12 protein-coding genes are annotated in these 14,190 nt (G+C 52.5%); 3 read left to right on the top strand and 9 right to left on the bottom strand.

The window, feature by feature from the left end:
* The first annotated feature begins 174 nt into the window (after window positions 1-174).
* Window positions 175-705: a carbohydrate-binding family 9-like protein gene (locus Q0W37_RS05870; protein ID WP_297699672.1), complete on the top strand. Its 531-nt coding sequence runs from the start codon at window positions 175-177 to the stop codon at window positions 703-705.
* A 26-nt stretch (window positions 706-731) separates the two neighbouring features.
* Here the strand turns inward: Q0W37_RS05870 and Q0W37_RS05865 are convergent, their stop codons facing one another.
* From Q0W37_RS05865 to Q0W37_RS05830, 8 genes are all read right to left on the bottom strand, one after another.
* A complete protein-coding gene (locus Q0W37_RS05865; protein WP_297699670.1) occupies window positions 732-1,487 on the bottom strand; it encodes an acyl-[acyl-carrier-protein] thioesterase in 756 nt (251 codons plus the stop codon).
* A gap of 197 nt (window positions 1,488-1,684) precedes the next feature.
* The gene (locus tag Q0W37_RS05860; RefSeq protein ID WP_297699668.1) at window positions 1,685-3,415 is read right to left on the bottom strand and encodes a maltotransferase domain-containing protein; all 1,731 of its coding nucleotides are present in this window, start codon (window positions 3,413-3,415) and stop codon (window positions 1,685-1,687) included.
* A gap of 43 nt (window positions 3,416-3,458) precedes the next feature.
* On the bottom strand, window positions 3,459-4,778 hold the full coding sequence (locus Q0W37_RS05855; RefSeq protein WP_367186246.1) for a carbohydrate binding domain-containing protein: 1,320 nt from the start codon (window positions 4,776-4,778) through the stop codon (window positions 3,459-3,461).
* Window positions 4,775-5,623: a TIGR02147 family protein gene (locus Q0W37_RS05850; RefSeq protein WP_297699666.1), complete on the bottom strand. Its 849-nt coding sequence runs from the start codon at window positions 5,621-5,623 to the stop codon at window positions 4,775-4,777. The genes Q0W37_RS05855 and Q0W37_RS05850 overlap by 4 nt, the downstream gene beginning before the upstream one ends.
* A gap of 56 nt (window positions 5,624-5,679) precedes the next feature.
* Window positions 5,680-6,309, bottom strand: a complete 630-nt coding sequence (locus Q0W37_RS05845; RefSeq protein ID WP_297699664.1) for a GNAT family protein — start codon at window positions 6,307-6,309, stop codon at window positions 5,680-5,682.
* Between the two features lie 77 nt (window positions 6,310-6,386).
* A complete protein-coding gene (locus tag Q0W37_RS05840) occupies window positions 6,387-7,154 on the bottom strand; it encodes a tetratricopeptide repeat protein (RefSeq protein WP_297699662.1) in 768 nt (255 codons plus the stop codon).
* Window positions 7,151-8,959, bottom strand: coding sequence for a BatD family protein (locus Q0W37_RS05835; RefSeq protein ID WP_297699660.1), 1,809 nt, complete (start codon window positions 8,957-8,959; stop codon window positions 7,151-7,153). The genes Q0W37_RS05840 and Q0W37_RS05835 overlap by 4 nt, the downstream gene beginning before the upstream one ends.
* Window positions 8,960-9,779: 820 nt before the next feature.
* On the bottom strand, window positions 9,780-10,814 hold the full coding sequence (locus Q0W37_RS05830) for a CofH family radical SAM protein (protein WP_297699658.1): 1,035 nt from the start codon (window positions 10,812-10,814) through the stop codon (window positions 9,780-9,782).
* A gap of 80 nt (window positions 10,815-10,894) precedes the next feature.
* On the opposite strand from Q0W37_RS05830, the gene Q0W37_RS05825 reads away from it, so the two are divergent.
* Window positions 10,895-11,971 (top strand): hypothetical protein, encoded by a 1,077-nt coding sequence (locus tag Q0W37_RS05825; RefSeq protein ID WP_297699656.1) that lies wholly within the window; start codon window positions 10,895-10,897, stop codon window positions 11,969-11,971.
* A gap of 54 nt (window positions 11,972-12,025) precedes the next feature.
* Here the strand turns inward: Q0W37_RS05825 and Q0W37_RS05820 are convergent, their stop codons facing one another.
* Window positions 12,026-12,616 carry a hypothetical protein gene (locus Q0W37_RS05820; protein ID WP_297699654.1) on the bottom strand — a complete coding sequence of 197 codons (591 nt, stop codon included), beginning with the start codon at window positions 12,614-12,616 and terminating at the stop codon, window positions 12,026-12,028.
* A gap of 278 nt (window positions 12,617-12,894) precedes the next feature.
* Here Q0W37_RS05820 and Q0W37_RS05815 point away from each other — a divergent pair, with 278 nt between their 5' ends.
* Window positions 12,895-13,950, top strand: coding sequence for a branched-chain amino acid aminotransferase (locus Q0W37_RS05815; protein ID WP_297699831.1), 1,056 nt, complete (start codon window positions 12,895-12,897; stop codon window positions 13,948-13,950).
* Window positions 13,951-14,190 lie beyond the last annotated feature (240 nt).

Below are 14,190 nucleotides of genomic sequence, written 5' to 3'. Positions count from 1 at the left end.
CCACCCTGCGGTTGCCCCTTTATATGCAATTAGTATGCCAAGCCGAAAATGTGGCGAAATTTGCCTGAAATCGCCATTTTTAAACAGATGAAAAATTCTGGTTACTGATTAATCACTGATTAATCAGTGATTAATCACTTTTACTAACTTTTGAACATGCTGTTAAAACCGAATATGAACTGGATACAGAACCAGGGAATTGCGCTCCCGACGGTCCTTGCCGAAGCGGATCTTTCGCCCGAATTTTTAACTGTCCATTTTTCTGTCGAGGAACCTTCGGACTGTTTTCGCGCCGAAGTCAAGGAAGACAATGGTTCAAGCTGGGAAGATTCCTGCGTCGAGATTTTCTTGCAGAATCCGACAAATCCTGCGGAGTACTTCAACTTCGAAACGACTAGCCGCGGCTACCTCTTGGCAGCGAGGGGCCCCGATCGGAGCAACCGCACCAAGCTTTCTCAGGCAGAAATCGATTCGGTGGTGCGTACCAAGCAGTTGGCGAGTGTCGCTGGTAATTTAGTTTGTTGGGGAATGTCCATACAAATTCCTGCATCGCTTCTTGGCATCAAGAGTTTCGAGGGCGTTACGCTGAAGGGAAACCTCTACAAGTGCGCCGACAAGGCGAAAACGCCCCATTACCTGAGCGCTTTCCCCGTAGAAACAGAAAAGCCGGATTTTCACCGGCCGGAATTCTTTCTGCAGTTCTAGTTTTGCCGCGGTAGAGTTCCGCGCGCTTACTTCATTTTAAGTTTCATCTCGAAGACCTGACGACCCGTGTCATCTTCGATTTTCATATAGGTCGCGCCCATCTTGTCGGCTCGGAAAATGGTGACTTCCTGACCTTCGCGGGTTTCGCCCAAAAAGTGGACTTCGAGCATCGAGGGAATGCAGAGTTCCAGATCTTCGGCGCTGAACACATTCAGCGCGAGTTTCACGTACTCGATGTTGTTCATGTGGTGCGACATGTCGATATGCTGCGGGAGCACCTTTTGACGGTAGACTTCCTGGTATTCCTCGTTCTGTACGGGGAACTTCGTGAACTTGCTATCGAGAAAATGCTCCGGGGCTCCTTCCATTGGAAAATCGACAGCGGAAAGCTTCATGGGACGGTGCTTTTCCAGATCGAGGCAGCACGCTTCCTGCGCCGCAAGGATAATCGGCTCGCCTTCGACGGTCGTAATGGCGGTGTTCACGTAGGTGCGGATAGGCGCATTGTCTGCAGGGAAAGATGTCGTAATCACCTTGTCGCGCCAAAAGGGACGCTTGAAGAATTTGAACTTCGCTTTGTAGATGGCCCAGTAACCGCCTTTCTCGTTGACGCAGAAGTTGTCCATCTTGAGCGCCCCGAAATTTTCGGTGAGGTTGTCCTGCACCATAAGGACCGTCTGTGCGATTCCCATTTTTCCCGACACGTCAATGTAGGCCGAGGTGATGGTGCGTTGTTTCTGGAATACCAGCGGATTCTTGGCAAGCGAATAAATATCAATCATACTTTCAATATAAATAAAAAAGACTGCCGTGGGAGCAGTCTTCTGTACAAATGTATCTGTGGATCCCCTCCCTTCGGTCGAGGATGACATTATATGAAACCGCCATCTTGGAGGTCCGAAGGACCGACGGCGGACAGCACTTGGTTACTTGTAACCTTAGTGCGCATGGTCCCCGAATGGGGAGGATCCAGAGTTGCCTAGATCTTCTTGAGCACCAGCAAGTGGCCGGGAGCCTTGGCGGGGTCGAGGCGCACAAAGTTCTTGTTGCCACGCCATACAAAGCTTTCGTCGGTAATCAAGTCGCGCAAGAAGAAGAAGGAATCCTGGTTGAGGCCGAGTTTAGCCATGTCCAGTTCCACCATGCCTTCCTGGGCGTTGTCCATGTCCATGTTGCACACGCAGAGGATCACGTCTTCGCCAGACTTCTTGGAGTAAACCATCAGCTGGTCGTTGGCGCAGTAGTGGAAGTCGAGGTTGTCGTATTCCTGCAGGGCGACGTGTTCCTGACGGGCGGTGTTCACGCGGCGCACGAAGTCCTGGATGCCCGGGCCACTCCAGTTGTGGACCTTGTACTGGTACTTTTCGCTGTCTTGCAGTTCTTCCTTGATGGGGCTCGGAATGTTTTCGCAGAGTTCGTAGCCGTTGTACATGCCGGTAAGGCTAGAAAGCGTACCGGCGAGGAAGTAGCGCTGCTTGAAGGCGTTCGGTCCCTTGTAGGCGAGGTACTTCGGGAAAATGTCCGGAGTCGTCGGGAAGAAGATTCCGCGCATGTATTCCTTGGCGTCGGACTGCGTGAGTTCCTTGAGGTACTGTTCGAATTCCCACTTGGCAGAGCGCCAGGCGAAATAGGTGTAGCTCATGTCGAAACCGGACTTTGCCAGACGATGCATCATCTTCGGGCGGGTGAACGCTTCGGCGAGGAACACGAGTTCCGGACGCTTTTCCTTGACGTCTGCAATCAGCCATTCCCAGAACGGGAAGGGCTTGGTGTGCGGGTTGTCGATACGGAAAATTTCAATGCCCTTGTCGGCCCAGAACAGGATGATGTTCTCGATTTCCTGCCACAGAGCCTTGTAGTTCTTGTTGTAGTAGTCGAACGGGTAGATGTCTTCGTACTTCTTGGGCGGGTTTTCGGCAAACTTGATGCTGCCATCCGGTTCGTGGTAGAACCATTCCGGGTGCGACTTCACATACGGGTGGTCGGGGCTGCAGTTGAGCGCGATATCGAGAGCAAGGCGGAGTCCCTTCTTGCGGGCTGCCTTCGCAAAATGTTCAAAGTCCTTCATGGAACCAAGTTCGGGGTCCACATCGTAGTGGCCGCCGTTCTTGTTACCCACGGCATACGGGCAACCCGGTTCAAGCGGTTTGCCCTTCTTGTCGACCTTGGCATGCAGGGCGTTGTTTGCGCCCTTGCGGTTCGTAACACCGATCGGATGAATCGGCACCAGGTAGACGGTGTCGAAGCCGAGGTTTGCAATGTAGTCGAGCTGGTTCTCGCAATCCTTCCAGGTTGCGCTCTTCTTCGGGTCGGTACCCTGGCTCTTCGGCCACATTTCGTACCACGTACCGATGCGTGCGTAAGACGGATCCACGCGGAGCTTCATCACGGGGCTTTCGGTCGGTTCGTCCTTGGGTTCCACGGTCCAGGCGCAAATCTTGTATTCGTAGTAGCCGATATTGTTGACCGTGAAGGAACCTTCCCACTGGTCGTTATCGACAAAGTGCATGGGAGCCTTTTCCCATTTTTTCTTGGAGTCGTGGCGGTAGAAAATCGCCGCGTCATACTTTTCGTGGCTGTGGCGGAAAATGTCCGCAGTGAGCGTGACGGTGTCGCCCGGTTCGCGCTTGAGCATAAAACGCCCACCTTCGATCTGGGGGCGAATGTTTTCGATGACGAGATTGTCTTTACGAGTTGGAATAGTTGCCATAATGACACAAATGTAGAAAAGTAACCAGAAGGTTACAGGGACGTTACTTCGAAAGTCTTATCACTTGCACTTCCTTGATCCAGAAGGTGCGAACCTTTCCGCCAAGGTTGAGTTCGAATCGTGCAAAGGGATCGCTCACTTTGGCCGTGAAGGTGATGGCGACGGAATGCCCTGTCTTGTGAACGAACACGTGCTGCTGGAATCCTTCGGTTTCGTAGGTGTTGTACGAACCGATTCTTGCTGTGATTGAGTCCTCGACGTCGGACCAGATGGTGAATACGCACTGGTATTCGACATCCTTGATGAGAGCCACGTTTTCCTGGATGAGCTGGACGCTGTAGGAGCGGGTGCCTCCCTGGGTCACTTCCACCTTCATGATGCGGTCTTTTTTGTTCTCGATAATGACCGAGGTGTCCGCATGTCCGCCGAACTGGTTCATCAAAATCCAGTCGGTCGTGAACGGAGATTGGAAATTCCCGTTGATGATCGTGTTTTCCTTGACGTCCGCTGCGATCCCTTCCCAGATGTCGATCACGTATTCCGAGGAATTGACTCCTTCGGAGGTCGTGTAGTCATAGCGCAGCGGCTGGAAACTCGGCACAAAGTTTTCGTTCAGCTTTTCCCAAATGTCGATATTGGAATTGGGGTCAAGATGGAGAATTCCGTCGGTGCCAATCTGGGCCGAAGCAAGATCAATATCCTTTATCCATTGCTTGACACGGAATATCACAGACAAATTAGCCTTTCCGTCCGCGGTGTCTATTTGAGAATAGTGGTAGCGGAGCATGAGCGACTGGAAATGGGATAGACTATAAACGAATGGCTGGTATTTTTTCCCGATAAGGACATGGCCGTAGATGGAGTTTTTCTTCGCGGGGCGGAAACTGACGCCCATTTCCTTGAGGTAGCCTTCTTCCTGCAAATCGATGTTCCTGAAGGCGTCTTCGACGGCGGAACCACCTGCAAATTCGATGTTGATTTCTTCGTCGGGATCGTCTTCGTAAGGCCAAAGCTGGAGGCCCAGTACGGGGTCGACCGAAACGCTGGAGTAGTAGCTGGAGAACGAACGCACCTCGGTCAAGACAAGTGCAAAGCTGTCTAGCAAGACCGGTTCGTCCTGGGGAACCGCCTTTGCGAGTCCCTTTTTTGAAATTTCGGAATAGTCAACAGAAAAATCGGCGACCAGCGGGAGCGCCGGCTGTTTCTTGTTCGCTGTGTCGCTTGCCACAGTATCTTGATCGGCTAGGTTCGGATTGCCTATTTCGATGCCAGCAGTGGAATCCTCCTTGGAACACGCAACCAAGGATAGTGCTGAAAACGCACAGGCGGCAATCATCGCTATGGGCAAAAAGAATTTCATCACACTCCTCGGGTAAGTGGGAAAAGCTGGATGTTGATCTGTACGACATCCTCCGCTTCTCCAGCTTTTGCAGAGAAATCTAGTAGTTCTTTTCGCATTAGTTGTAAGTGTTTTTTCAAATTGGGGAAATCTGAGCGCTTAATTCCGAAGGTGAGCGCCGAAACGTCCCTTTCTGCTCCTGGAAGGTCGCTAAGCATGGTGGCCGACAGTTTTAGCATCTGGAAATGATAGAGCTTGACCATCATGTCCTGGACTTCATCATCGGTGGTAATCAGGGGGTCGTGCTGGCGGTACCCGTTTGCGGTCTTGACCAGGAGGCCCAGTTCCAGCAAAAGGTTGAGCGATTCGGTGACCTGGGCGGGAGTGACAAGGCCGCGGAGTTTCTTGGATATCTGGTCCGGAATAGGCCTGAAATCCTTGAGCCCCACCATTTCCAGAATGACGGAGTGGTGCCATTCCTGGAAAATGCGGAACTGAGCCTTGTCCATCTTGTGCAACTTGGACCTTGGGCTTGCCTTGATGAGCTGGGCGTAGTAGATTTGCTTGTCGGCGTCGGTCTGCGCCTGGTTGAAGAATACGAGGCTTTCGAAATAGGCGGCGCGCTGGTTTTCAAGTCCCAGGCCGTGAATAAGCTTAGTGACCGTGTTCTTGGTAATGTTGCGCTTGCCGTCGATAGCGAGTTTTAGGTGGGCGTGGCTGGAAAGGCCTGCCTTTTCGGCAAAGAAGCGCAAACTGAAGGCGCTGGTCGTCTTCTTCTTGTATTCGTAGTAGTCGCGCAGGAAAACCCTGTAGTTTGTGTACTGCAGGATATCCGGTTCTACGAGTTTTTGCTTTTCTTCGATTTCCATAACATAAAAATAGAAGTCTTGAGCCTAAAAAAGCAAAAAAAGTTGATGATTCTCGTTTACTCGGGTAAACAACTGTAAACATCCCGGGCGAGGAGCGAAAAACGCCTGTGGTCTACGAATTTGCCGTTTATGAGCTCGAAATCGCGATTTATGCCCTCTTCGGTAAAGCCGCAACGCTTGGCGACGGCCGCACTTTTGGGGTTGTCTACGGAAACCAGGATTTCCAGACGGTTGAGCTTGAGCGTTGCAAAGGAAAAGGCCGAAATGAGCTTGACCGCCTCGGTCATGATCCCCTGACCCGTGTAGCCCTTGCGTAACCAGTAGCTTAGTGTCGCGGAATGGTTACGGATGTTCACGTCCATCATGATGGCGCCGGCAACGGGAGTCGTGGAATCTGTCGAAATCTCCCCGTCGGGGTTCTTGTAGATAAGCCAGCAGCCGCCCTGCCTAAATTTTTCGTTCAGGATCCACGAACGGATTCGCTTCTTGATGTCGAAAATGTCGGTGTCCCGTATCCAGGGAAGGTGCTCCGTGAGGTGTTCGCGCGATTCCTCGATTGCCTGCAAGATGGATTCCGGCGACGACGGCCCCGTGGCCGTTTCGCGCAGGCCCCTGAGCGTCACCAGGTTGTTGGCCAAGGTGGCGGTCTCGAAGGTCTCGGTGAAAAAATCGTCGAAGTTTTCCATGTTCCGAAATTCTTGTTTCTGTCATTCCCGCCCATTCGGCATGCTCCGGCGGGAATCTCCTTCTTATTCTTATATAGCTATTTTACGACGCCCACGTCGGAAAGTTTCACGAATCCGCGGACTTTTTCGCCCAGGCGGATTTCGGCGAAGTTGCCCTGTTCGCTAAGCACTTCGAAAGAGGTGCCTTCGGAAAGCGTGTTGAGCGTCTGGGACCTGTCGCTTGGGGCGCTCGTTACGTCGGCGTCCTTGGCGGTGACGACTCCCGTAATTTCGGTTTCGGCGACAAAGACCTTGTAGCCGGCACTCATCGCGATGATGCAGAAAATGCTGGAGAGCGCGAACATGCTACCAATCAGTGCGTTCTTGGTGCGTCCGCTGCGGCTGATGCGTCTAGCGATGGCCAGTAACGCGATTACCCAGAAGATTCCGAGGAGCGTCCACATCTGCGCCTTTAGGGAAAGCGCATGGTGCGCCTTGAAAAGGCCTGCGAGAAGCGGGTTTTCTTCGCCGTCTTCTTCCACCTTGTCGCGGGTCATGGCCTGTGCGTACTTGAGGTTGTGCAGGATATCGTCGTTGCTTGGGTCGAGGCGGAGTGCCGACTTGTAATAGTAGATGGCGAAGCCGAGCTTGCCGCCCCTGAAGTAGGCGTTGCCCAGGTTGTAGTAGAGGTCGGCGTTCTCGATGCCGTTGTCTGCGCAGGTGCGCCATTCGTCGACGGCGCGGTCGAAGTCTCCTTCGTTGTAGGCCTTGGCGCCCGCATCGATCCCGTTGCAATGTTCGGCTGCAAAACTCATCGTGGCGCATGCGACGATCAAAGCCATCAAGATAAGCGAAAATTTTTTCATTTCAAACCTCCGCAAAGTTTCTCGACATCCTTCAACATTTGTTCCTGTTCGTCCTTGGTGGGGTTCACCGGTGCGTACCGTGCGAACGCGCACTTTTCGAGCCAACTGTCGATGGCCGCAATCGTTTCGTCTTTCACGCCGAACTTTGCGAGTTCTTCCTTCATTTGCGGGCGGGTCATGCCTTTGAATTCCAGGTTCGTCTTGTCGCTCAGGTAGTTGATGAGTCCGTTTTCGAGGGCGGCGTAGAGTGCCTTGGCGTCACCCTTCTTAAGGGCTTCGCGGGCGTCGGCAAAGCGGGCCTTGAGCATCTTGTCGGCCTTGCCCTTTCGCACGAGGGCGGCGTCGCTGTTGTGCTTGCGGCGGCTGCGGACAGCTGCGGTCACAATCAAATAGAACGGGATTGCGGCGGCAAAAATCACCCAGTAGAGAATGTTCCTGTAGGGGGCGGTGTTGTCGCGGTTGTCGTTCACCTTGTGGATAAAGCGGATATCAGAGCCGAGAGATTCGATTTCCTGCTTCTGGACGGCGGCGGGGCCTTGGGCGACCGGTGCCTGGAAAATGGCTTCGGGGGCGGCTTCACCCTTTTCGACGGTGACGTTCCAGGGGCCTGCCTTTGCGGTTTCGTACTTCTTTTTTGCAGGGTTGAACCAGGAGTAGGTGATTTCGGGGATGGTGAATTCGCCCTTCTTCTTGGGGTAAAGGAACACACGGATGTTCTTGGTGGTAACCACCTTGTTTCCGACCACTTTCTTGTTGAGTTCGTTTTCGGGGGGCACGGAGCGGAATTCGCCGAAATCGGGGAGCTTGGGGTCGGTTATGGAACCGGGGAGACCGTCGCCCTTGATGCTTATGGATAGCGTCATCGCCTCGCCGACCTTGAGGCTTGTGCGGTCGAAATCGGCACTAAAGCTGTAGCTGCCGACCATGCCGCTGAAGTTCGCGGGTTTTCCTTCGGCGGGGAGCGGCTTTACGGTGATGTTCACGGTGGGGGTCTGGGCTTCAGATTCGACGGATTCCTGCTTGACGCTTCGGCTCGAGAACGTCATGCCGCCCATCTGCTTGTTTTCTTCGACCACTTTGGGCTCGCCGAGCTTGGTGTACTTGAACTTGAACGGCGGAATTTGAAGGTTTCCGCTCTTGGTGGGGCTGAGCCAGGCGAACTTGGCGCTAGCCTGCATTTCGCGGCGGCTACCTTCCACGGGTTCGAATTTCATGTTGGAAAGGTCGCTGCGGTGTACAATAAAGTCGTCGCCGGTGTTCATGTCGGTTGCCTGGAGGCCACCCTCGAAGTGTTCGTAGGTGTGGAAACCGAGCGTCACGCTGAACTGTTCGCCTTCGTAAATGGATTTCTTGCTCGGGGTGAGGCTTACCGAAAGGGCGTCGTCGGTGAAGGCGCGCTGGATGTTGACCGGTACATCGCCCGTGATGTTGCGCTTTTGCCCGTCAATGGTCAGGAAAATCTGCCCGACGCTCATACGGCCTGTCTTTTTCGGTGCCTTTAGCGTGAAGGTGTAGACGCGGGCCTTGTAACCGCCCCTGTTTCGGCCTCCGCCAAAGAAGGAATTGAACATGTCGTCGATGTCGGGACGCATCACCTGGTCGGCACTGTCGAGCTTCACGAGCGAAAAACCGTTTGCGGTTTCGATTTGCAAATCGCTACGGTTTTCGGGGAGATCAGAAAGCGGAAATACGAGCTGGAGTCCAAAAGTCTTGCCCGATTCGATGCGTTCCCGGTCCACTTGCAGGGACGGCCGTGCAGATACGCACAGGGCAGCGGCTAGGCAAAATAAGATAAATCGTTTCATGTCCCCAAATTTACGAAAATTTAACAGAAAAGACAAATATGGAGATGGTAGACAGTAGGTTGTGATTAGTGGTTGGTGGTTAGGGAAAAGTATTGATGGATCCCCTCCCGCCTCTATCGCTACGCTTCAGAGTTGGTTGAGGATGACTCTACTAGTTATGTCATCCTGAGCGGAGAGCCGTTAGGCTTGTAGTCGAAGGATCTCTACTTAAAAGTCATTCTCGGAGCAATGCGGAGGAAAAATGGGATTCAGGGCGGCCGTGTAAGACAAATGCGTAGGCCGAGAGTCGCGACAAAACTTGTTTTGGCATGACCGAGGCTAGCATTTGGGATTTGAGCGAAGCGATAATCCAAAAAGTGACAAAATATATTCTTTTTCCCCTTGAAACGTTAGTAAAATTTTGTTAAATTTGGCGCGCTATTTCAAAAAGACGATAAAACGTCGAAAATAAAGGATAAAAGGTAATATGTACTGCATTCTCGCTGCCCTCCTGATCAAGAGCTTCAAGAAGCACGCTAAGCGCGCCTAATTAGCCGCAAAAGCTGTTTTTCTCTCTCTATGGTTATCGCCGGTTACGCTGAACAAGCGAACCGGTGTTTTTTTTATCTGATGGGTCAGGTTTCAGGTGTCAGGCGCCTGGGGCGTGTCATCCTGAGCTTGCCGAAGTGCACCAACCTAAGGTCCCTGAGCTTGCCGAAGGGCCGCAAGGTTCGAAGGAGTTGGATCTCTAGTCAAAGTGGCGCTCCTGCGGAGCGCGCTTTGAAACGGCTCGGTCATAGAAAAATGGCGCTTGCGCGAGCATTTTTCTGCGACTCTCGCCTTAATCAAAGTTTAAAGAACGGCGGTAGGGGGTGAAGCCGGCGTCGGTGATGAACTTTTCGGCCGCTTCGATGGTTGTGAGTCCGTGATTTTTCAGCACGTTTTCTTCGATGACGATGCTGTTGATGTCGTCGGCGCCGCTATGCAGTCCGAGTTCTCCGAGCGAAAGCCCCATGCCAAGGAGTGATACCTCGATATGCGGGATGTTGTCGAGGTACAGGCGGGAAAGTGCGAGCAACTTGAGGTATTCGTCGCCGCGCACGTGGCGGATGGGGAACTTGTCGGTCTGCGGCTGGAAGGTCCACACCACGAAACTCTTGAATCCCTGCGCAATGTCTTGCGTCTTGCGTACGTAATCCAGGTGCTCGATGATTTCTTCGGGGGTCTCGATGCTGCCAAAGACGATGTTCGCGCTCCCCGGGAGCCCCTTCTTGTGGCAGGCGGCAAGTGTGTCGCACCACTTTTGCGCGGGGAGCTTTTGGGGGCTTAGCATTTGGCGCATGCGGTCGGAAAGGATTTCGGCTCCGGCTCCCGGAACGGAACTGAGACCTGCGTCCTTAAGAATATCTAGCAGCTCGTCGAGCGAAATTCCGTTGAATTCGGCGATGCGCACCAGTTCCACTGGCGAAAAACCGCGAACTTTTACGCCCATTTCCTGTGTAAGCATTTTCAGGACATCGGTGTAGTAGCTCAGCGGAATATCCTTGTTGACGCCCCCCTGCAAAAAAATCTGGTCGGCGCCCCTGGCCTTGGCTTCGAGCGTCTTTTGGCGGATTTCGTCCAGGCTAAGCACGTAGGCGTCTGCGCTGTGCGCGGGGCGGCAGAAACTGCAAAAGCTGCACGTGATTTCGCAGACGTTCGTATAGTTCACGATGCGAAACGCCGTGTAGCCCACCTTGTTGCCGGGGTTGATCCGGTGCCGTACGGTGTTGGCCGCCTGGGCGACTTCTGTCCACGGGGCGTTTTTCAATAAGTCGAGGGCTTCTGATGGAGTCAGGCGGTTTCCGTCAATCGATTTTTGCAACAGGGAATTCATCGGGGTATAAAATAACAAATTGTGAAATTGGTCACGGTGGAGATACCGGTAGAATAAATCTTTTAATATATTTAGGGGTGATGGCGCGGTATCTGGCAATCTTTTTTCTGCTTTTATTTTCTCTTGCGATGGCGGAGTCCCAGGAGGATCTTTATTACCGTGCGCTAAAGGCCGAAGAGGCGGGTGATATTGCACGTGCGCTGGAACTGTTCGAATCCGCCGTGGCAGAGCCTGGCCCCTATACCGCAGAAATCCAGGAAATTGTAGATGAATACCATGGTGCCTTGGGTGAAACCGCTGACGATTCTCTGGCTTCGGCGGAAAGCCCTTGGAAATTTCATACCTTCGGGAACGTTAGCTATATTGGGCTGCGCTACAAGAGGAGCGATGTTTCCGAGGCCGAAACGGGGAGCGAACTGTCGTCTTCGATAAGCGCTTCTCTGGAATATGAATCGATGGTCTGGAGCCACTCCTTTGAAGTCAATGCGTCGGGGGACTGGTTTGTGGACAAGGAGGATATGCCGAGCCTGGATACGAGCGCCTGGGAAGGATCGTTTGGCGTGGGGTATAGCCTTTTGGGGAATTCCCTGGTGCTGGATGTCGGCGCGAACTTGAATGTCTCGGAAGACGAGGGCTGGGTTCCCGATTTTTACGCTTGGCTTGAAAAATACTTTGTTCGAATCGGCTCGCAGAAGGTGGGCGCCGCGTTTATGGGCTATGACAGCTTTGACGGTCCCTTGTTCGTTACGGCCTACGCTTCTTGGCATAGGTTCGTGAAGTACGGGTGGAAAAGTTCCGTCTATCTGGGGGCGCGATTCGAGGCCGATTCTATCAGTACGCCCTATTGGCTCAAATGGTTTGGCCCGTCGTTCAAGCCTTCGTTCTCGTACAGGTTCAGGACGGATATTTCCGTTGACGCGAAGATGAATCTGTTTTACGGATTTGTCGTGGATGGTCCTGATGCGGAGTATGAGACGGTTGAAAAGTTCAGCGGTTCCTGGGGGCTTACGGTTTCGTGGAAACCGGGGGCTTTTGGCTTGTTTATCGGGGCGGAACAGTTCTATCGCTATTATGTGCTTCCGGCGGATTACGAAACCGGATATCCACAAAGCAGTTTCTATTCGCAGTTGAAAACGGGCGTCAAGTGGGATATTTAGGATACGTAAAGGGCGCGATGTCTCGCGCCCTTTCTGTACCTAATTTTTGGCTGATTAGTGGTTGCGGCTCTTGCTTGCCTTGCGCTCTTCTTTTTGCGCATTCTTTTCGGCCTTGCGTTCTTCTTTCGATTCGGCCTTCTGGCTTTCCTTTTCTGCCTTCTTGGCTTCTTTCTGTTCTGCGCGTTCGGCGTCGCGTTCTTCCTTTAGTGCCTTCTTTTCTGCCTTTCGACTTTCCTTTTCTGCCTTCTTGGCTTCTTTCTGTTCGGCACGGGCAGCTTCGCGTTCTTCCTTCAGGGCCTTCATTTCAGCCTTCCGGTTTTCCTTTTCAGCCTTCTTGGCTTCCTTCTTTTCGGCACGTTCGGCGTTACGTTCTTCTTTCAGAGCCTTCTTTTCGGCCTTGTGGTTTGCTATTTCGGCTTTCTTGGCGGCCTTGCGTTCATGGCGCTCCTTGCCACGGTCTGCCCTGGGGTCTTCCTTGTCCGCCTTTTTAGAAACGTCCTTGGAATCGCTTGTGGTTTCGTCTGTAACGACTTCCTCTGCGACGGATTCATCTGCTACAGGAACGGATTCTTCCTGGGCGAAGGTGGTGGTGGCGAAAAATCCCATGACGGACAGAGCCAATGCAGGAATGAGTTTGTTTTTCATTTTGTACCTCGTTAGTTAAAGATGTTTGCCCCAGTAAAAGCAAATCTTATGCCAATATTGCGCAAAATGGCTTTTTTCGATAAAAAAGGGCAATTCTCTTTTGAAAGGGCCTTATAGGGGCGCTAGAAAAATGGGAGTTATGCTCCCGTAGGGAATATTGCTCCCGTTTTTTTCGCGGGGTACTTTTTTTCGATAATTTTTAATGCGGAACAAGCCAAAACGACGTTTATAATTGTATTTTTCTGTGCGGTACCGAATGATACCTTTAAAAATGCACCATTGCAAAAAAGGTTAATACTATGCAAGTTGATTTGAATACTGTCGATTGGAAGACGCTCCCCTTCGGTTATTATGACACCGATTACAACGTTCGCTGCTACTACCGCAATGGTCAGTGGGGCAAGATCGAGCTGTCTTCTTCCAAGGACATCAGCATCCACATGGCCGCTACTTGCTTGCATTACGGCCAGGAAGGTTTTGAAGGCCTCAAGGCTTACACGGGCAAGGACGGCAAGGTCCGTATTTTCCGCGTCGACGAAAACGCCAAGCGCATGCAGAACACTGCTAACCGCGTACTCATGGCTGTGCCGCCTGTTGAACTGTTCCGCGAAATGGTCCACACCGTGGTGAAGGCCAACAAGCGCTTTGTTCCACCGTATGGCTACGGTGCAACGCTCTACATCCGTCCGCTCCTCATCGGTATGAGCCCGGAAGTCGGTGTGAAGCCCGCTGACGAATACCTGCTCATGATGTTCGTGACTCCGGTGGGTCCGTACTTCAAGGACGGGTTCAAGCCGGTGGACATGATGATTAGCCGCAACTACGACCGCGCCGCTCCGCAGGGCACGGGTACGGTGAAGGTCGGCGGTAACTACGCCGCTAGCCTCCAGTCCCTTGCAGAAGCTAAGAAGCTCGGTTACTCCAGCACGATTTACCTGGACGCAAAGGAAAAGAAGTACATCGACGAATGTGGTCCGGCAAACTTCTTCGGCATCAAGGGCAAGACCTACGTGACCCCGAAGTCCGAATCCATTCTGCCGTCTATCACCAACAAGAGCTTGCAGCAGCTTGCTGAATACCTCGGCTACACTGTGGAACGCCGCCAGGTTCCGTTCGAAGAACTCGCTGAATTCTCCGAAACCGCCGAATGCGGTACCGCCGCTGTGATCACCCCGATCAAGAAGATCGTGGATCCGGTTGCCGGCAGGGAATTCACCTACGGTGACGGCAAGAATCCGGGCCCGGTTTGCACGGAACTCTTCACGAAGTACACCGCTATCCAGTTCGGCGAAGCACCCGACCCGTTCGGCTGGACTGAAGTGGTGGACCTGTAATCGACGCGCTTTTTAAAAAGTAAAAGTCCCGCGGAGAAATCTGCGGGATTTTTTATGAGTTGTGAAAAATGCTTTTTCTTATTAAATAATATATATTAATAGATAATGCCCTTGCTTTAGAAGGAGGAGTGGTTATGACTTTTACAAAATGGTTTGCCTTCTTGGGCCTTGTAGTCATGCTCGCTGCTTGTGGTGGTGACATGGTAATTGAAAAGTCCTTCGATGCATCTGCCGAAGAAC

This window comes from uncultured Fibrobacter sp., from assembly GCF_947166265.1.
Classification (GTDB): Bacteria; Fibrobacterota; Fibrobacteria; order Fibrobacterales; family Fibrobacteraceae; genus Fibrobacter.
Note: the sequence above shows the minus strand (reverse complement) of the source record. Positions and strands in the feature narration are given on the sequence as shown.